This is a genomic window from Lentzea indica (assembly GCF_012184385.1).
GTDB lineage: Bacteria > Actinomycetota > Actinomycetes > Mycobacteriales > Pseudonocardiaceae > Lentzea > Lentzea indica.
The window spans coordinates 1-17,844 of sequence record NZ_VSRL01000053.1 but is presented as its reverse complement, the minus strand read 5'-3'; the positions used below and the strand labels follow the sequence as shown (position 1 = coordinate 17,844).

The window sequence follows — 17,844 nt, the reverse complement described above, 5'->3', positions numbered from 1 at the left end:
AGCCTGCCTCAGGCGATCTTCCGGCGATAGGCGGCGATCGCGAAGACGTACGCCACGACGAGAATGCCGGCGCACCAGGCGAGTGCGATCCAGATGGTGTCGCCGACCGGCTGCAGGGCGAACAGGTCGCGGATCGTGTTGACGATGGACGTCACCGGCTGGTTCTCGGCGAACCAGCGCACCGGGCCGGGCATGCTCTCCGTGGGCACGAACGCCGAGCTGACGAACGGCAGGAACATGAGCGGGTACGCGAACGCGCTCGCGCCCTCGAACGACGTCGCGGAGAGGCCGGGGATCACCGCGATCCACGTCAGGGCCAGGGTGAACAGGAGCAGGATGCCTGCGACCGCAAGCCATTCCAGCACGCCCGCCCCGGAGCGGAAGCCCATGAGCAGTGCGACGGCCACGACGATCACGAGCGAGATCAGGTTGGCGACCAGCGAGGTGACGACATGTGCCCACAGCACCCCCGACCGTGCGATCGGCATGGACTGGAATCGCTCGAAGATCCCGCTCTTCATGTCTGCGAAAAGCCGGTACGCGGTGTAGGAGATGCCTGACGCGACCGTCACGAGCAGGATGCCGGGCAGCATGTAGTCGATGTAGTGGATCGGACCGGTGTCGATCGCGCCGCCGAACACGTAGACGAACATCAGCATCATGGCGATCGGCGTGATGACGGTCGTGATGATGGTGTCCATGCTGCGGGTGACATGGCGCAGCGTCCGTCCCGTGAGCACACCGGTGTCGGCGAAGAAGTACGCGGTCATCCTCGGTTCCTTGTCGTCGTGCCGGCGGTGTCGCGCGGGTCGTCGTCGCCGATGATCGCGAGGAAGATCTCCTCCAGGGTGGGCTGCTTCTCGACGTACTCGACGGTGGCGGGCGGGAGAAGCTGCTTGAGCTCGTCGAGGGTGCCGTTCGCGATGATCCGGCCCTGGTGCAGGATCGCGATCCGGTCGGCCAGGTGTTCGGCCTCGCCGAGGTACTGGGTGGTGAGCAGCACCGTCGTGCCGTGGCTGGCGAGCTCCTTGACCGTCTGCCACACCTCGATGCGCGCCTCGGGGTCGAGCCCGGCCGTCGGCTCGTCCAGGAAGATCACCGGTGGATTCCCGATGAGGCTCATCGCGATGTCGAGACGGCGGCGCATGCCACCGGAGTAGGTCGACGCCCTGCGCGTGGCCGCGTCGGTCAGCGAGAAACGCCTCAGCAGGTCGTCCGCGATCGCGCCAGGATCCTTGAGGTGCCGCAGCTTGGCGACCAGAACGAGGTTCTCCCGCCCGCTGAGGATCTCGTCGACGGCGGCGAACTGTCCGGTGAGGCTGATGGACTCCCGTACGTTCGCCGGTTGCGTGGCGACGTCGAAGCCGTTGACGCCGGCCGTTCCCGCGTCGGCCTTCAGGAGCGTGGCCAGAATTCGCACGATCGTGGTCTTGCCCGCTCCGTTCGAGCCGAGCAGGGCGAAGATGCTGCCCCGCGCCACGTCGAAGTCCACGCCACGCAGCACTTCGAGCTTTCCGTACGACTTCACCAGACCTTGCACGCGAATCGCCGGACCGGCGATCGATTGAGCTGTCATGGCCACAGGATGGAGGGTTGACGCGGCGTCAAGGTCAAGCCCGGTGCCGAAGCGCTGATAACCGTCGTGTCATCGGTCGTTGCGATGTTCGCCGTTGATCGCCGTCGTGTTGGCCGGGAGTCTCGGGGCGTCACGGCACACGTCTGACACCGGCCATGTCTTCGGCGTGGTCGGTGTCAGGGCGGTGTCAGTGGTGTGTCTGGTCGATCGGCGACTGTGGGCACATCAACTTCCGAAACACGGGACACAACAAGGGGAGATTTGTCATGCCTGCTTTCGGTACGCCGGACGACACACCCGAACAGGGCCACGTTGGGCGCCGGACCGTGTTGAAGGGCGTAATGGGTGCCGGCGCGCTCACTGCCGTCACCGGCCTCGTCGGCCGGGGAACCGCTTCCGCGGACGTCTCCGGAAGCGACAGTGGTGAGTGCGGTGTCGCGCGCGGTTGGGGGAAGGTCGCCGACGCGTTCCGCAAGAACTTCGAGGGAGGCGGCGAGCTCGGCGCGGCGTGCAGCGTCTATGCGGGCGGTCGCCTCGTGGTCAACTTGTGGGACGGCCTCGCCGACCGCGAGACGAACCGGCCGTGGCGCAGGGACACCGTCATGCAGGTCGCCTCCACGACGAAGGGCGCGACCGCGATCTGTGCCCACCTGTTGGTGCAGCGCGGTTTGCTGGATCTGGACGCTCCGGTGGTCCGGTACTGGCCGGAGTTCGGCGCGAACGGCAAGGACCGGATCCCGGTGCGCTGGTTGCTGTCCCACCAGGCCGGTCTGCCGATCGTCGACGGGCCACTGACCTTCGAGCAGGCGTGCGCCTGGGACCCGGTCATCCGCGCGTTGGAGGCACAGCCGCCGCTGTGGCAGCCGGGTACGCAGCACATCTACCACGCCAACACCTTCGGATACCTGGTCGGCGAGGTCGTGCGGCGGATCACCGGCAAGTCACTCGGCACGTTCTTCGCCGAGGAGGTGGCCCGGCCGCTCGGGCTGAGTGCCTGGATCGGGATGCCCGCCCAGCACGAGCCACGGGTCGCGAAGATTCACGCCGCGCCGTTCAGCATGGAGGAACTGCTCGCCGGGATGATCAAGGCGACCGGACTCGACGCGGACACGGTCACCGCATGGGTCACCGCCCTGTACAGCCCGGGCTCCGTCGCGATCCGCGCCGCCGAACTCGGCGGCGCCTTCACCTCGACCGACTACTTCACCACACCTGCCTGGCGCGCGTCCGAGCACCCGGCCGCGAACATGGTCGCCGACGCACACTCGATCGCCCGGATGTACGCCGCCACGGTCAGCAACGTCAACGGCGTGCGACTGCTCAACCGGGCAACCGTCGAGACAGCGACAGAAGTCCACACCGACACGACATCGATGTACGGGCTGCCGCCGGGGCTGAACATCCCCGCTGACCGCTCCTTCAACATGTCACTCGGGTTCTGGCGGGCCTGCCCGCCGTACCCGATGCTCAGTCCGGCGTCGTTCGGCCACCCCGGCTCCGGCGGCTCGGTCGGCTTCGCAGACCCCGACGCCCGTGTCGGCTTCGGCTACGCCACCAACCTCTGGAACTTCCGGCCCGACGACCCGCGGGCGATGAACCTGGCCAAGGCGTCCGGACCTGCCTCGGATGACGCTCGAACAATCCGCTATTGCCTGACCGTGCCGAACTCGCGCGGGCCGAGCTCCGTCACCACGTCGACGAAGCCGCGCCCGCGCGGGTGCAGCACGTCCTTGCGCCACACCAGAACCCACTCGGTGATCGGTGCGTCGTGGACCGGCACGAAGGCGACACCCGGGGTCGAGTAGTAGTGCGGGACGTGCTCGTTCAAGGGCGCCAGACACTCGCGGGCGGCGATTCGTGAGAGCACCATGTGGAAGGTGCCGATCAGCGGACCCCGCGGAACGCGACGGCCGCTGGGAGTGTGTTGGGGCAACATCGACTGAGCCCAGTACTCGGGCACTCGTGGACCAGGGTCGATGAACACCCGGTCGGCGAAGTCCTCCAGCGACACCGACGACCGGTCGGCCAGGTCGTGCCCCGACCACACCGCCATGGGTGGAGCTTCGTGACATCGAGATCTTCTTGGCGCTCGCCGAGGAGTTGCACTTCGGGCGAGCCGCGGAGCGGTTGCACGTGTCTCAGGCGCGGGTCAGTCAGGCGATCAAGACGCAGGAGCGCCGGATCGGCGGGACGTTGTTCGAGCGCACCAGCCGCGCGGTGACGCTGACCTCGCTCGGTGAGGTGGACGTGGCGGTGCTGTGGCGGCCGGTGCGGGAGCCGGACCTGGTTGAGGGATCGGTGGTGTTGACCGAGGACCGGGTGCTGACCCCCACCGCCATAACACCCGACAACAACGAAGTTATCGATCCCGGCGGCTCAGGAGCGATCGTGGCGCCAGGCCGATCACGACAGATGAGCCTCCACTGCGGTGACCGCGGCACGGACACCATTTTCCGCTTGTATCCCGGCACCGACTTCAAGAGCACGGGCCCGCATCTCGACGGCCTTGGTGATCGCCGAAGCAAGTGCATCGGCCGCCAATCCCTTGTGCGGAACGGGATCTGGTGCGACTCCGATCGCCTGCATTCGCCGGGCCCAGTGTGGCTGGTCGGCGACGAACGGACAGATGACCTGAGGTGTCCCCGCTGCCAGTGCGGCCGCGGTCGTTCCTCCGCCGCCGTGATGCACGACAGCGGTGACACGGCCGAACAGCCAGTCGTGCGGTACCTGGTCCACGACAAAGAGTTCGTCGGAAGTGTCGGCTGCCAAGCCTCCCCAGCCGGTGGCGACCACCGCGCGAACGCCGGCGGCGCGCACGGTTTGCGCGACGATCTCGCCGGTGCGTTGGGCGTCGCGGCCTGCCATGCTGCCGAATCCCACGTAGATCGGCGTCGGCCCGTTCTCGACGAACTCCTTCAACGCGGGATCGGGCGACCACGAGTCCGATCGCGGCAGGTACCAGAAGCCGGTGGTGCGCACGGTTTCCGGCCACGCCGGATCCACGGGTGTCACCCGGCCGCTGAATGCCTGCAGCACCAGGGCCGGCGCCGGCCCGCGGCCACCGGGCAGGCCGAGATCGTTGGTGCGCCAGGAGTTCACGATCCCCGAGTACGCCCGCAACGTCGCCCGCACGACCAGGTAGGTGGCGCGGTTGAACATCCTGGGCAGCTTCGGCAACGGCACCATCGGGCACGGGAACAGCGCTGTCGGTACCCAGCCCGGTTGCAGCGTCGCGAGCACCGCCGGGACGCCGAGCATCTCCGCCGCGTGCTGGGCGGGCACGCTCGGCGTGTGCACGACGACGTCCGGGCGAACCTCACGCGCGATTCTTCCGGTGTCCCGCAACACGTCCGCCATGAGGGGTTTGATCCGGCGGACGGTCCTGATCGCGGTGATCTTCCCGCGAACACCGCGATAGCCGCCCTCGATCGCCTCCTTCAGCAACGGCTCGTTCAACAACCGGTTCGGGCCCTCGTCCAACGGGGCGAACGGCACCGCGTGCTCCGCAGCCGCCGCTGCGAACGACTCCGGTGCGGCGAGCACAGCCTCGTGACCAGCAGCACGGAGCTCGACGGCGAGCGCGAGCAACGGTTGAACGTCACCACGTGTGCCGTGCGTGACCAGCAAGGCTTTCAACCAGATCTCCCTTGAGCGGCCGTAGGTTCTCTTCCCACCAGCGCAACGCCTCATCTGTGGCACGGAAGATGTCCAGCGCGTCGCCGAGCATCTCGGCGGCGACGAGTGCGAGCGAGGTGTCGAAGCCGGGGTCGGGCTCGGTGACGAAGTCGAACCAGTCGTCCTCGCCGTTCGTGAAGGTCACCGTGACACCGCAGTCGTCCGGGCGCAGAGCGCGTACTTCGTCGATGCGGTAGGACACCGAGTCGCCGAGGCTGCGGCGAAGCACGGCCGTCACGTCGGGGTCGAGTCGCAGCCCGAGCCGTCGTGCGGCGTCGAGGCCGTCAGCGGTGCGGGTGAAGGCGCACTGGGCTGGGCCGCCCACCAGTACGAGGTCCCAGTCGCTGCGACGCAAGCGATACGCGGTTGCCAGACCGGCGAGGCCGGTGCCGATGACGAGGGCTCTCCTGGTGAGCATGACCGGTCTCTTTTCCCACGGCGGATACGTCACGCCGACCAGGCTTCCCGGCACACCAGTCCATGAAGGGTAGGCCGTGCCGGCGCCGAGCGGAAGACCGCTCAGGCCGCAATTGGGTCACCAGCAGCTTGTGGTGATGGCGGAGGCCGAACTGGATCTACCGACCTCGGTGGTCAGGGTTCGTCGGCACGGTGGTTCCACACGTGCACGCCCGCGCAAGTCAGGAGTGCGACGACGCCGAAGAAGATCAGCGAGAAGGCCGCCACGGCCGCGCCCAAGAGAATGAGGAGCGCTCCAAGCAGGCTGACAGCCAGTACCGCGAGCTTGCGGCGGCGGGTCCGCACCGAACTCGGGCCCTTGCTCAGCAGGCCGGCGAGGGCGGGATCCGACGCGGTGAACTGGCGTTCGATCTCCGCGAGCTGCTGTTGTTCGTGACGACTGAGCATGGCCTGCTCCAGCTGTCTCGTACATGGCCGTTTCCGTGGGGGATACCCGGTCGGTCCTCCCGCAAACAAAGGGGAGTGGCACGCCTGTGGGGTTCTTGGATCGCTTCCGCCGCAAGATCGCCGCACAGGGCCATCCCACCACAGCCGCATCGATCACGCCCGCGCCCATGGCCACTCGCCGGTGGTCTGGGGCATCGGTCTGGGTTCCGCACGGCACGACCGTCCAAATCGGACGTTACTCCGTGCAGGACGGGATGATCTACGTCGGTCAAGTGCCGGAACAGTTGTGGGGCACCGACCAGATGCCGGAGAGCATCGACCCGCTCTGAAGGTCAGTTGCACGAACGTGGATCACGTCGGTCGCGGGATGCCCTACTGGCCCGCCTACCACTCGATCAGCGGCTACCTCTCCTGGCTCCGAGATACGCCGCCAGATGTGCTGGTGGTACGAGGCTGACGATGTACCGTCCTATTTGGACGCTGCTGCTCAGCGGCTCCTCGAGGAAGGCCGCGAGTCGTATCGGCGCCTGTCGCTCGGCGAGAACCCGGTGCTCGCGTGGGTGCACGGCGTCACCACGGACGATGTGGACAGTGCGCCACGCGGCAGCGGGCATTGGTGACAACGGATCTGCGCACCGTGCTCTGGCCGACGCACGGTTGACCGCCGAGCTGTGGCGGCACTACCTGCGCCGGCTGTCCACCTCGACCGGATCTGCCGGTGACCGGCTGGTACGGCGCTCGCTGACGCCCGCAGGCGGGCGAACGCCGGCTGTCACGGTCAGTCCTTGATCTCGATCTTCCTTGGTTGTGCGGCCTCCGCCTTCGGAATGCGCAGCGTCAGCACGCCGTCGTGCAGGTGCGCGTCGATGTCGTCCGTCCGGACGTCCGCCGGCAGATTCGTCCGGTACTCGAACGAGCCGGTGCGCCGCGTCCGCCGGCGGAACATGCCTTCACGCTCGGTTTCCTTCAGCTCTCCGCTCACCACCAGGTCGTTGCCGGTCAGCTGCACGGAGATGTCTTCGCGCTTGACACCGGGCACGTCGATCTCGACGACGTAGGAGTCGCCGGTCTCGCACACGTCAGCCAGCGGCGACCAGTTTCCTGCCGTCGGCGTGTCGGTGTTGAAGGTGCGGTCCCACAACCGGCCCATCTGGGTGTACAGGTCTTCGAATTCGCGGAACGGGTCCCACCGCGAGAGCTGGCGGCCCGGCCGCTGAGCAGGCAATGTCATTTCTGCTCCCTGTGTCGTGGCTTCATTGCCTGGGTACCCCTCTGTCCGGTGCGAAACGCCCCGGTAGAGCCGGCCGTGCGCAGGGACGGGCGCGCCAGCCACAGCGGCTCGTCCGAGCGAGAGCACCACGCAACTTGTCAGAGCTGGAGATGGAGCTCATTCCCCTCAACGAGGTGGACTCGTGAGCCGAGGACACCTCGCAGGTGTTCGGCCTCCTCGCGGGAGGCGTGGTGCAGGCGCATGCGCCGGGCCCGCAGCGGTGTCATGCGCAACGCGGTCAGCTCGCCCGTGCCGGGGTCGACCGAGGCGAAGCACAGCAGGCGAAGATCGGCTCGATACCTGTCGAATCCGGGGATGCCCTCGTAGTCGTTGATCAGATCACCGCAGCCGTAGAGCACGAGCTTGCCGTGGTGGACCTCGATCCGACGGGGATGGTGGGACGAGTGGCCGTGCAGAACATCCACCCCGGCGTCGAGCAGCCGGTGCGCGAAGCGGACCTGGTCGGCGGGAACGTGGTAACCCCAGTTGGCACCCCAATGCACCGACACGATGACGACGTCGCCGGGTCGCTTGACCTGCCGCACCCTGGCGGCGACCGCGTCGGCGGTGGCGGGGGACAGGTCGGGCAGCAGGGCGACGCCGGGCCGCGTCCCCGTCGCGGCCCAGTCCCGAGGAACGCCGCTGGACGTGTCGGCGAAGGAGAACACGACCACACTGCCCGTACTGACAGGAACGATCGCGGGACTGCCCGCCTCGTGCGCGTCGTGGCCGGCTCCCGCGGCCTTGATCCGCGCCACGGCCAGTGCGTCGAGGGTGTCCCGCAGACCACCGCGGCCGAAGTCCAGGACGTGGTTGTTGGCAACGGAACACACGTCCGGCCGGGCTGCGGTCAGGCATCCGATGTTCTCGGGCGTCATTCGGTAGTGCACCCGCTTGCGCGTGTCGATGGCGGCGCTGTGGGTGATGGAGGTTTCCAGGTTGATCACGCGGGCGTCGGGTGCTGCGTCGTTCAGCACGGCCAGGGCGTCACCCCATGGCCAGGAACAGTCGACGGGACGGGGGATCGGGCCGTTGACGGCCTCCGCCAGTTCCACGTAGGCGCGGGCATCACGCATCACGGGCTCCCACAGCCGCGGATCACCGGGGTGCGGCAGGATCTGGTCGACGCCGCGGCCGGTCACGACGTCGCCGGCGAGGAACACCGTGGTCACGGCAGGGTGCCTGTCAGGGCTGCCGCGGGAGGACTGTTGTCGGGTCCATGAGACCCGAGTACCCGCACGGGCGACGCCCTGACCCGGTCGTCAGGCCGGCGGCGTGATGGCGTTGGCGCTGATGGTGAACACGCAGATGTCGTCGTCCTGTTCCTCCCGGACGATGTGGGCCACCAGGTAGGACGGCAGTTTCTCGACCGCGACATCGGCGGTGAGCAGTTCGCACAGGTGCCGGACCATGGCGTCGACGTCGGTGTTCCGGCGTTCCACGAGCCCGTCGGTGTACCAGAGCATGACGTCGCCGGGCAGCAGATTCAGCGTGGCCTCGGGGTAGGCGCAGTCGCGGGTGACCGCGCCGAGCGCGGGGCCGTGGGGATGGTCCAGCGGTTGCGCGCGTCCGTTCCGGCACAGCACGGGTTTCGGATGACCCGCGTTGCTGTAGGTGAGCAGGCGGTCGCCTTGGCGGTAGGTACCGAACATCATCGTGGTCATCGCGAGGTTCGCGTCGGCGAGCACGAGCCGGTTGAGCCGCCGCAACACCGAACCAGGGGAACCGTCCTCCAGCGCGTACGCGTGCACGCCTGCCCGGATCTGCCCCATGGTCGTCGCGGCTTCGACGTCGTGGCCGGCGACATCGCCGATGACGAACCCGAACAAGCCGTCCCCGAGAGCGAAGCAGTCGTAGAAGTCCCCGCCGATACCGGCCAGGCAGTCGGCGGGCTCATAGGCGACGCTCATGCTCACACCGGGGATCTCCGGGATCGACGCGGGCAACAGCGCGTGCTGGAGACGGACGAGGGCGTCGCGGTCGACGCGTCGGCCTGCTCGCGCCGCCTCGGCCTCGGCGCGAGCACAGCGAGCAGCGTCTTCGGCGGCGCGTTGCGCGGTCTTGTCCAGCGCGGTTCCTTGCACCCTGACCACGGCGCCGGTGTCGTCGAGCACGGGTTCTCCCGCGCTGATCACGCTGATCGTGACGCCATCCGGCCGGATCATCCGGATCTCCGCGCCTGCCGGGCAGCCGGCGCTGAGCGCTTCGTGGTACTGCCGGGCGATCTCCTGGTCGTCCGGGTGCACCATGGCGAACGCCGCCTCGGCATCAGGTGTGTGATCGACACCGGCGATCGCGCACATCTGCCGGGACCACCGCACCCTGCCGGTCGCCAGGTCGATCTCCCACGAGCCCAGCCCGCCGATGCGCTGTGCCTGTTCCAGCCGGTGAACCAGATCGACCTGAGCGTGCCTGTACGCACCTTCGGTCTCGAGCGCGGCGAGCTTCCTCAGCTGGGTCACGTCCTGCACGGTCACGGCGACACCGACGACGGACCCGGTCCGGCCACGCAACGGGAACCGGTTGACGAGCAGGTGCAGGTCCTCGTCCGGAGTGGACAGATCGAGTTCGACGTCGTGGTCCACCTCGCCGGTGCGCAGCACGTGCCGCACCCGGTCCTGGACAGCACGTACAAGATCGGTCGTGTGCACGCCGGAGATCGGCCTGCCCACCAGCTGGCTCGCCGCCATGTCGTGCAGCGCCGCGTGATAGTTGTTCACGTAGACGTAGTGCAACGCGTCGTCGAACACCGCGAATCCGAGCGGGGCATCGTCCAGCACAGTGCGGAGCAGCCGCTCGTCTTCGGGGCCAGGAGCGACACCGTCCCCGGACATGGGGCCGGTCGCCGGGTCAGGACGCACGCCAGCAGCCAACCACACGCCGCACCCGTGCACACCGCCGATCGTGTCGAGTTGGGGCGAACCACCTGATCGTTTGGTGGTTGCCGGTGGGCTACCGCGGTTTGCGGCCCACCGCGGCAAGACCGGTGAACCGCTCAGGGTGCTCGTCGACGTCGTCGAGCGACTCGGGGCGCCACAACGGGAGGAAAACCACTCCGGGGTCAACGAGATCGAAACCGTCGAACAGTGCGGTCACCTCAGGCCGGGACCGCATGGTCATCGGCGTCGGCGTACGGCGGTAGAGGTCCTGGTGCGAGCCGGCCTTCACCGGTTGACCGTCCTGGCTGGCGTGGGAGACGACGAGGAAGCTGCCGGGTGCCATCGCGTCGCGGTAGCTCGCGATGATCTTGGCTGGATCGTCGCTGTCGGGCACGAAGTGCAGTACCGCCACCATCATGACCGCGATCGGCTGGTCCAGGTCAAGCAGCGACCGCACGTCGGGGTGGCTCAGGATCGTGTCCGGATGGCGCAGGTCGGCGTGGACCACCGCGGTGAGCTCGTCGCCGTCGAGGATGTTGCGGCTGTGGGTGACGGCGATCGGGTCGCTGTCCACGTACACGACCCGAGCGTCCGGAACGGCTCGCCGGGCGGCTTCGTGCACGTTGCCCACGGTGGGAATGCCCGAGCCGAGGTCGAGGAACTGCCGAATGCCCTGCGCGACGCAGAAACGCACCGCACGCCGCAGGAACGCCCGGTTGGCCTGCATGATCAGCGGCAGATCCGGCCACATCGCGATCGCCTGCTGTGCCATCTCGCGGTCGACGGCGAAGTTGTGCGCCCCACCGAGGTAGTAGTCGTAGACCCTGGCAGCGCTGGGACGGGTCAGGTCGATGTCACTGGACGGTGCGACTGGCCCCTCGGTCACGACACCACTCTCCACTCTGCAGCCTCGAAGTGCTGTCAGACCCTACCGGCGAGAGTGTTCGAAGCGCGTCGGGTTTCGCCGGTGTGCACGCACGGGCGCTACACCGCGTGGCGGACGATGTTGCTTTCGGTAGTCACTGGACGGTGGGGCCGTACGGCGGCCATGGCTTCGGGCAACGTCGGGACGCAGTGCAGCGCGCGGTCGGTGTCGGTGGCGCGCAACGGCCTCAGGACCGCCCGCTGTCCGGCGACGACCGCGAAGGCGACATCACGTCGATCTGCCTGCTCACGCATCTGCACCAGCAGGTTCACGCCGGCGGCGCCGAAGAACGTGACCGGGCTCAGATCGACCACCAGCGCGGCGGGTGCCCTGGCCATCCGAGCACGCTGCTGAACCCGAACAGGCGCTCAACCTCAGGTCGTTGTCCTGCAGCATCCAGGTTGATCCGGGCCAGGACGAACCGGCAACGCCGCGTCGCTACAAGTACTGGGCGTCCTCGACTTCCGCATCACTCGTCCACACCCGGACCGCCAGAACATGCCTGAAGTTGACCAACGTCTGCGCTGAACGTGCACGTCCTTCCACCCTGTCCGGCCGACCGGCCGAAAAGTGCATGGTGGCCCCCTCCTCCAGCGCTTGGTGAAGCCGCTCGATGGCCGCTTCCACCGACTCGAACTCGGCACTTCCCACGGTGAACGGTTCACCCAGCACCGGCTGGACCCAGATCACCAGATCGGACTTCGCATCCATAGCGGTCAGAGTTCCCCGACCGCACCGGCACGACACCGGGAGGGAAGACGGGCCCAGGAGCGACACGATGCGGCATCCATTGTGGACGTTGCAGCTGTCCTGGCCCCGTGACAGGAGCGTCGTGGGTGCGCAGCATAGGTGGCATGGGTGCAGTGAAGTCGGCGACATGGTGGTTCTCGCGGCGCAGGCGACACGCTCCAGAGAGCCCCACGGGTGTGGAAGAGTTCGATCATCGGGTGGAGGCGTGGCCGGTGGGGCGGTTGCGCACCGCGTTGGACGGCGTGCCGGACGACCTCGAGGCCACGGCGCTGGTGCCGCAGTGTGCGGGCAGCGTGATGATCTCGCACGAGATGGTCGTGGTCGGTGCGGGTCCGGACGAGGAAGACATCCTGTTCGACCTCGAACTGGAGTTCCCGTCCACCGATCTGGGTTGGTCGGCCGGGCGGTTGCGCGAGGCGTTGGCAGGCGTGCTGGACCGGACGGTGATCGCGGCGCTGGCCAGGTGTGGGCCGGACGACCTGGGCGTGCAGGAACTGCGGGTGGTGGCGGCCGGGCTTTGCGCGGGCGAGTCAGGCCACCGGTTCGCCATCAAGCTCGATCATCCCAGCGGCCTGCGGCACCGCCCGTCCTTCCGGGCGATGTGATCCGTCCCGATCGAGCGGTGGCCTCACCCGTGGAGGCGCTCGCTCCTGCGTTCGAAGAAGACAGCTCCCGCGACGCACACCACAGAGCCGCCGATGCTGCCCCAGAGAAGCACCGCGAACGACGTCGGCACCAGGTTCTCGGTTGCCCCGTCCGCGAACACGCAAGTCGCGTTCGGCGGGAAGGAACTCCTCGTCACGTCGACGTTGCGCGCGCCGCTGTCCGACTGGCGTGCCGCACAGTCCTTGCCGGCGTCATAGGAGCCCACCAGCGAAGCGGCGTACATGAGCAAGGCGAACACGATGGACGCCGGGATCCCGACGTAGCACAAAAGCCTGGCGATCCCACTTCTCAACACAGCTCTCACTCGCCACTCTGCTCAGCGGAAATCAAGCGGTTCTGGATCAGCCTGTTGTGTCGGCCAGTAGTGGCACGGAACGTAGCGATCTTCCTTCCGCGTCGAGGATGCGGCCCAGCAGTTTGATCGTGCGCAGGACCACCGACCGGTCCTGCACGCGCAGGCCGGGCAGCACGTGGCTCATCTTCCGTTCGAGGTCGTGGGCTTCCGCGGTCGACCGGAGCCAGGCGTCGATGATGACGTTGTACGGTCCGGCCACCAGGCTGGCTGCCCGGATCCCCTGCAGCGCACGGATCCGGCCCTCGACGTCCTCGAGGTCGCGGACGTCGATCGAGCCGAAGTAGACGGCGGCGACGGCCTGTCCGGACAGGCGGCGGGAGGTGTCGCAGCGGAACGTGACGAGCCCGGCCTCCTCCAGGCGGGTCAGCCTGCGCCGGACGGCGACGGGGCCCATGCCCGCGTGGTCGGCGAGCCGCTCGAACGACATCCGTCCATCGATGTTCAGCGCGCGGATGATGCGGTGGTCCGCAGCCGTTAGGCCCATGTCCTGCTGCTCCAGGCGGTTCTTGGCGCGGGCGTGCAGGCGGCGGCGCTGCTCGGGATCCAGCGCGCCTTCCCGCCACCGGCTGGCTTCCAGGGTCGCCCGCGTCGCGAGATGACTGCGCACGCCTCTGATCCCCGGGACGCGGCCCACACGGTCGAGCAGGTAGGCGGAGAGCGCGTCGAGATCGGGGGCCTGCGCCAGGACGAGGATGTCTCGCGCGCCGGAGGTCAGTTTGACGGTGGCGGCTTCCACGTCTGCGGCAAGCACGTCGGCCACCTCGGCCGAACGGCCAGGCGTGCAGTCGATCTCCACCACTGCACACGAGGGTGTCGCGCTGCCCGCCGGGTGAACGGTGACCCAGGCGTCCCCGGTGGAGTGCATGCGCGACCACCGCCGGCCGACGGTCGCCGGGTCGACGCCCAGGACCGGCGCCAGGTCGCGCCAGCTCGCGCGTGGCGCGGACCGCACGGCGTCCACGATAGCGACGTCGAGCTCGTCGTAGGTTTCTTGCACCAAGTACCCCGCTACCGACGAGAACGTGCAATGCCCGAGCCACTTCGCAGGATAGCCATAGCTTCTGCGCCATGGAGAAGGCCGCTCTGCGCGTGCACAACGTCACGCTGATCGACGGTGACAGCCCGGCAGCGGTGCCCGACGCCGTGCTCGAGGCGGACGCCGACGGCCGGATCGTCTACGCCGGCCCGGCAGACCACGCACCCGCGGCACCACCCGGTGTCCGGACGATCGACGGCCGCGGTGGCACCCTGCTCCCTGGGCTCTTCGACTGCCACGTCCACCTCGGCATGCGTCCGAACGTTCCATGGTCGAGGAAGCGCTGATGACGGACCCGGTCGTCCGCATGTTGCAGACGACCGAACGGCTACGGCGGACCTTGGAATCCGGTGTCACTTCCGCACGCGACCTCGGCGCACTGCCCGCGGGCTTCCGCGACGCCGTCGCGACCGGGTTGTTGGTGGGTCCGCGACTGCAGGTCGCCGTCGGCATCATCAGCCACACCGGCGGGCATGCGGACAGCACGCTGCCCGGCGGGATGGACCTCGGCTTCGACTTCTGCGCGCTCGCCGACGACGTGCGCGAGGCACGGAAGGCGGCACGGCTGATGCTGCGTGCCGGTGCCGACGTCATCAAGATCTGCACCACCGGCGGCATCAGCAGCGCGACCGACGACCCCGACGACGAGGACCTGCTCGACGAGGAGATCGCGGCGATCGTCGACGAAGCGCGCCGCCACGGCGGTCGCCCGGTCGCGGCGCACGCTCAGGGCAGAGCCGGGATCCTCGCCGCGATCCGCGGTGGCGTCCGGTCGGTCGAGCACGGCTTCGGCATCGACGACGAAGGGTGCGACCTGCTTGGCGAGCGCGGGGCCTTCCTCGTCCCCACACTGTCCACAATGGTCGCTCCACTCGATCCGGGCACCATCCCGCCGTGGCGCTACGAGAAGAAGCTGCGCTGGCGTGACCGCACCAGACACAACATCGCCGCCGCCATCGAGCGGAAGGTGAACATCGCCACGGGAACCGACGCCGGCATCGCCCCGCACGGCGAGAACCTCACCGAACTGTCGTGCCTCGTGGAACTGGGCATGAGCCCGATGGACGCCATCCGCGCCGCGACGTCGAACAGCGCCCGCCTGATGGGCGTCGACGACCGGCTGGGCACGCTGCGGCCCGGCATGCTCGCCGATCTCGTCATCTGCGTGGAGGACCCGTTGCGGGACATCGAAGTGCTGTCGAAGCCCGAGAACGTCGTCGTCGTCGCGCAGCAGGGCGTCCTACGCAAGGACACGCTCCCCGTTGTCGCACAACACATTCAGGAAGGACCTCATGACTGAGGAGTTCGACACCAACGTCCTGATCGTCGGGGCCGGACCGACCGGGCTGACCCTGGCGTGCGACCTCCCCCGTCGCGGTGTCGCGCACCGCGTCGTCGAGCGGGAACCGGTGCCTGGCACCGCCACGCGCGCCAAGGCGATTCAGCCCCGCTCGCTCGAGGTCCTCGACGACCTCGGCGCCGTCGACCACGTGCTGCGGCACGGAGTCGCCGATCTGCCCGTGCGGTTCCACGAGCCGTCCGGTGCGGTCGTGGACAAGCCGTCGATCTCGGTGCGGGCGGACGAGAAGTTCCACACCCCGTACCCGGACGTGCTGTGGATCGGCCAGTTCGAGGTCGAACACGCACTGCGGCAACGACTCGGCGAACTCGGCGGGCAGGTGGAGTTCGGCACGGAGCTGGTCGGCCTCACACAGGACGACGACAGCGTCACCGCCACGCTGCGTACCCCCGACGGTGACCGCACCGTGCGCGCCCGGTTCCTCGTCGGCGCCGACGGCGGGAAGAGCCGGACCCGCAAGCTCGCCGGGTTGCCGCTGGTCGGCGAGACCCGCGAGGAACAGCGCTGGTACCTCGGCGACGTCACCGTGCCGGGTCTCGACCGCGGCCACATCCACGTCTGGCCGTCGGAACACGGCATGCTCGGCCTCACCCCGCTCGGCGACGACCTGTGGCAGTTCCAGAGCCCACTGCTGCCCGGCGCGCCCGCAGAGACCCCGTCTCTCGAGTTCTACCAGCAGCTGTTCGACGAACGCGCGGGCGAGGTGACGCTGGAAAGCGCTTCCTGGCTGTCGGTGTACCAGGTCAACACCCGCATGGTGGAGGACTACCGCAGCGGTCGCGTACTGCTCGCCGGGGATGCCGCCCACGTCCACTCACCCGCGGGTGGCCAGGGGATGAACACCGGCATCCAGGACGCCTACAACCTCGGCTGGAAGATCACCAGCGTCCTCGACGGCGCTCTGATGCGCCTGCTGGACACCTATGGCGCCGAACGCATCCCGGTCGCCCGCGCCGTGCTGGCGATGAGCACGGAGAAGATGAACCGGGCCATGGCGCAGGCCGATCGTGGCAGCGGGGACGGGCTGGGTTCGGCGTTCGCCGACATCGGCGACGGAAACCTGAACAGCGGGCTGGGCATCCACTACCGCACCACCAGCCCGATCGTCCACCCCGGTGACACCACGTCCTGGCCCGCCCCCGGCGACCGGGCACCGAACGTCAGTGGCCTGCGCGGCAAGGACTTCAGCGGCGACCTGTTCGACCTCCTGCGCGGACCGCACTGGTCGCTGATCGCCTACGAGCACACCGGCCCGGTCGTCTTCGACAACGCCAAGCCGACCCATTTGCACGTCCACCGCATCGGCTCCACGTCCGATTACTCCATTGTGGACACACAAGGCGAGTTCGAGCGCGTCTACCAGCCGCATCCCGGTGAGCTGATCCTCATCAGGACCGACGGCCATCTCATCGCCCGCGTCCCCGCCGACCGGGAGATGGACGTCATCGAACACCTGGCGCCGTTCCGGTCCGTCGGCACCCAGGTGAGGCCCTCCTGATGCAAACGCAGTGGAACAAGCGCCTCGTCGCTCAGGTGGCGATCCTGATCCTGGTCAACGTCATGGTCGACACCGTCATCACGGCTCCGCTCATCGTGCTTCCCCAGATGCTCGAGCACTTCGGCGCCGACCAGCCGGCCTGGCTCAACGCGAGCGCACTGCTCGCCGGTGCCATGTGGGCGCCCCTGCTGGGAAGAACCGCCGACGTCCACGGCAAGCGCAAGGTGCTCGTGTGGACGCTGATCCTGGCCGGCACCGGTGCGCTGGTGTGCATGATCGCGCCCAGCCTCTGGATGTTCGTCCTCGGACGCGTCATCCAGGGCGCGGCCGTCGCGTCACTGTTCCTCACGGTCGGCGTTGTCCGGGACATTTGCGACACCCGGATGGGGATGATCGTCACCGGCATCGTGACCACTGGGAACGCGGTGTTCGGCATCGGGTTCCCGTTCCTGTTCGAGACGCTGTCGCAGGCGTACGGCTACCGGATCGTGTTCGTCGTGTCGGCGGTCTTCGCTGCTGTCGGGGCGCTCCTCGTCCGGTTCTTCCTGCCCGAGTCCGTGGTCAGGACACCGGGCCGGATCGACGTCGCGGGCGCACTCCTCCTCGGCGGCGGAATCGCGGCCGTGGTCACCTATGTCAGTCTCGGCGGGGATCTCGGCTGGACCGGCGCGATCCCGTTGCTGATCCTCCTCACGGGCGCGGTGACGCTGGGCTGCTGGATCAGGCTGGCACACCGCAAACCCGACCCGGTCGTGGACATCACCAACCTCAGCAGGCCGCTGATGCTCACACTCGGAGTGGTCGTCCTCGGCACCGGTGCCTACCAGAGCATGCTCCAGTTGTTCAGCCTCCTCGCCGACGTGTCGGCCGACGAGGGACTCGGGTACGGGCTCGCCGCCGAGGGAGCACTGGGCATGCTCTACGGCATACCGGCGATCGGGATCGTGCTCGGCGGCACGCTCGCCGGGGCACTCGCGCCGCGCATCGGAC

At 68.3% G+C, this 17,844-nt stretch carries 22 protein-coding genes and 2 pseudogenes; 9 read left to right on the top strand and 15 right to left on the bottom strand.

Features of this window, described 5'->3' with window-relative positions:
* Nucleotides 1-8: 8 nt before the first annotated feature.
* Both FXN61_RS17025 and FXN61_RS17020 read right to left on the bottom strand, forming a co-directional pair.
* Entirely contained in the window at nucleotides 9-770 is a 762-nt protein-coding gene (locus FXN61_RS17025; RefSeq protein ID WP_167975060.1) for an ABC transporter permease, read from the bottom strand.
* Nucleotides 767-1,576 (bottom strand): ABC transporter ATP-binding protein, encoded by an 810-nt coding sequence (locus FXN61_RS17020; protein ID WP_167975059.1) that lies wholly within the window; start codon nucleotides 1,574-1,576, stop codon nucleotides 767-769. The genes FXN61_RS17025 and FXN61_RS17020 overlap by 4 nt, the downstream gene beginning before the upstream one ends.
* A gap of 155 nt (nucleotides 1,577-1,731) precedes the next feature.
* Here FXN61_RS17020 and FXN61_RS17015 point away from each other — a divergent pair.
* A pseudogene (locus FXN61_RS17015) lies at nucleotides 1,732-3,114 on the top strand (serine hydrolase domain-containing protein); the annotation flags it as partial.
* A 107-nt stretch (nucleotides 3,115-3,221) separates the two neighbouring features.
* Here the strand turns inward: FXN61_RS17015 and FXN61_RS56370 are convergent.
* A complete protein-coding gene (locus tag FXN61_RS56370; RefSeq protein ID WP_167975058.1) occupies nucleotides 3,222-3,629 on the bottom strand; it encodes a LysR substrate-binding domain-containing protein in 408 nt (135 codons plus the stop codon).
* 2 nt (nucleotides 3,630-3,631) lie between these two features.
* Between FXN61_RS56370 and FXN61_RS17005 the strand changes: the two are divergent.
* Nucleotides 3,632-3,817 (top strand): annotated as a pseudogene (locus tag FXN61_RS17005) (LysR family transcriptional regulator); the annotation flags it as partial.
* On the opposite strand, the gene FXN61_RS55390 reads toward FXN61_RS17005, so the two are convergent.
* From FXN61_RS55390 to FXN61_RS16990, 4 genes are all read right to left on the bottom strand, one after another.
* Nucleotides 3,730-3,909 (bottom strand): hypothetical protein, encoded by a 180-nt coding sequence (locus tag FXN61_RS55390; protein ID WP_312877794.1) that lies wholly within the window; start codon nucleotides 3,907-3,909, stop codon nucleotides 3,730-3,732. The pseudogene FXN61_RS17005 and the gene FXN61_RS55390 overlap by 88 nt on opposite strands.
* Nucleotides 3,910-3,979: 70 nt before the next feature.
* Entirely contained in the window at nucleotides 3,980-5,212 is a 1,233-nt protein-coding gene (locus tag FXN61_RS17000) for a glycosyltransferase (RefSeq protein ID WP_223165483.1), read from the bottom strand.
* Nucleotides 5,175-5,669 carry an NAD(P)-binding protein gene (locus FXN61_RS16995; protein ID WP_167975036.1) on the bottom strand — a complete coding sequence of 165 codons (495 nt, stop codon included), beginning with the start codon at nucleotides 5,667-5,669 and terminating at the stop codon, nucleotides 5,175-5,177. Before FXN61_RS16995 ends, FXN61_RS17000 begins: the two co-directional genes overlap by 38 nt.
* A gap of 173 nt (nucleotides 5,670-5,842) precedes the next feature.
* Nucleotides 5,843-6,115, bottom strand: coding sequence for a DUF3040 domain-containing protein (locus tag FXN61_RS16990; protein ID WP_167975056.1), 273 nt, complete (start codon nucleotides 6,113-6,115; stop codon nucleotides 5,843-5,845).
* Nucleotides 6,116-6,201: 86 nt separating this feature from the next.
* Between FXN61_RS16990 and FXN61_RS16985 the strand changes: the two genes are divergently transcribed.
* The gene (locus tag FXN61_RS16985; protein ID WP_167975055.1) at nucleotides 6,202-6,444 is read left to right on the top strand and encodes a hypothetical protein; all 243 of its coding nucleotides are present in this window, start codon (nucleotides 6,202-6,204) and stop codon (nucleotides 6,442-6,444) included.
* A gap of 105 nt (nucleotides 6,445-6,549) precedes the next feature.
* Nucleotides 6,550-6,735, top strand: a complete 186-nt coding sequence (locus FXN61_RS16980) for a hypothetical protein (RefSeq protein WP_223165482.1) — start codon at nucleotides 6,550-6,552, stop codon at nucleotides 6,733-6,735.
* 158 nt (nucleotides 6,736-6,893) lie between these two features.
* Here FXN61_RS16980 and FXN61_RS16975 read toward each other — a convergent pair whose 3' ends face one another.
* The 6 genes from FXN61_RS16975 to FXN61_RS16950 all read right to left on the bottom strand — a co-directional run bounded on the left by FXN61_RS16975 (nucleotide 6,894) and on the right by FXN61_RS16950 (nucleotide 11,900).
* On the bottom strand, nucleotides 6,894-7,346 hold the full coding sequence (locus FXN61_RS16975; RefSeq protein ID WP_167975053.1) for an Hsp20/alpha crystallin family protein: 453 nt from the start codon (nucleotides 7,344-7,346) through the stop codon (nucleotides 6,894-6,896).
* A 137-nt stretch (nucleotides 7,347-7,483) separates the two neighbouring features.
* On the bottom strand, nucleotides 7,484-8,557 hold the full coding sequence (locus tag FXN61_RS16970) for a CapA family protein (protein ID WP_167975052.1): 1,074 nt from the start codon (nucleotides 8,555-8,557) through the stop codon (nucleotides 7,484-7,486).
* A gap of 90 nt (nucleotides 8,558-8,647) precedes the next feature.
* On the bottom strand, nucleotides 8,648-10,246 hold the full coding sequence (locus tag FXN61_RS16965; RefSeq protein ID WP_167975051.1) for a SpoIIE family protein phosphatase: 1,599 nt from the start codon (nucleotides 10,244-10,246) through the stop codon (nucleotides 8,648-8,650).
* A gap of 91 nt (nucleotides 10,247-10,337) precedes the next feature.
* Complete coding sequence (locus tag FXN61_RS16960; protein ID WP_167975050.1) at nucleotides 10,338-11,150, bottom strand: SAM-dependent methyltransferase; 813 nt, start codon at nucleotides 11,148-11,150, stop codon at nucleotides 10,338-10,340.
* Between the two features lie 98 nt (nucleotides 11,151-11,248).
* Entirely contained in the window at nucleotides 11,249-11,527 is a 279-nt protein-coding gene (locus FXN61_RS16955; protein WP_167975048.1) for an STAS domain-containing protein, read from the bottom strand.
* Nucleotides 11,528-11,627: 100 nt separating this feature from the next.
* Nucleotides 11,628-11,900 carry a hypothetical protein gene (locus FXN61_RS16950; protein WP_167975046.1) on the bottom strand — a complete coding sequence of 91 codons (273 nt, stop codon included), beginning with the start codon at nucleotides 11,898-11,900 and terminating at the stop codon, nucleotides 11,628-11,630.
* A gap of 143 nt (nucleotides 11,901-12,043) precedes the next feature.
* On the opposite strand from FXN61_RS16950, the gene FXN61_RS16945 reads away from it, so the two are divergent.
* Nucleotides 12,044-12,544 carry a DUF6225 family protein gene (locus FXN61_RS16945; RefSeq protein ID WP_167975044.1) on the top strand — a complete coding sequence of 167 codons (501 nt, stop codon included), beginning with the start codon at nucleotides 12,044-12,046 and terminating at the stop codon, nucleotides 12,542-12,544.
* Between the two features lie 23 nt (nucleotides 12,545-12,567).
* Here FXN61_RS16945 and FXN61_RS16940 read toward each other — a convergent pair whose 3' ends face one another.
* A complete protein-coding gene (locus FXN61_RS16940; protein WP_167975042.1) occupies nucleotides 12,568-12,909 on the bottom strand; it encodes a hypothetical protein in 342 nt (113 codons plus the stop codon).
* A 37-nt stretch (nucleotides 12,910-12,946) separates the two neighbouring features.
* A complete protein-coding gene (locus tag FXN61_RS16935) occupies nucleotides 12,947-13,957 on the bottom strand; it encodes an Lrp/AsnC family transcriptional regulator (RefSeq protein ID WP_167975040.1) in 1,011 nt (336 codons plus the stop codon).
* A 71-nt stretch (nucleotides 13,958-14,028) separates the two neighbouring features.
* On the opposite strand from FXN61_RS16935, the gene FXN61_RS50745 reads away from it, so the two are divergent.
* From FXN61_RS50745 to FXN61_RS16920, 4 genes are all read left to right on the top strand, one after another.
* Nucleotides 14,029-14,283 (top strand): hypothetical protein, encoded by a 255-nt coding sequence (locus FXN61_RS50745; RefSeq protein WP_223165481.1) that lies wholly within the window; start codon nucleotides 14,029-14,031, stop codon nucleotides 14,281-14,283.
* A complete protein-coding gene (locus FXN61_RS16930) occupies nucleotides 14,283-15,296 on the top strand; it encodes a metal-dependent hydrolase family protein (RefSeq protein ID WP_223165480.1) in 1,014 nt (337 codons plus the stop codon). Before FXN61_RS50745 ends, FXN61_RS16930 begins: the two co-directional genes overlap by 1 nt.
* Nucleotides 15,289-16,854: an FAD-dependent monooxygenase gene (locus FXN61_RS16925; protein WP_167975038.1), complete on the top strand. Its 1,566-nt coding sequence runs from the start codon at nucleotides 15,289-15,291 to the stop codon at nucleotides 16,852-16,854. Before FXN61_RS16930 ends, FXN61_RS16925 begins: the two co-directional genes overlap by 8 nt.
* Nucleotides 16,854-17,844, top strand: a 991-nt coding sequence (locus FXN61_RS16920; RefSeq protein ID WP_223165479.1) for an MFS transporter, incomplete at its 3' end; no start/stop codon positions are given. The genes FXN61_RS16925 and FXN61_RS16920, both read left to right, overlap by 1 nt.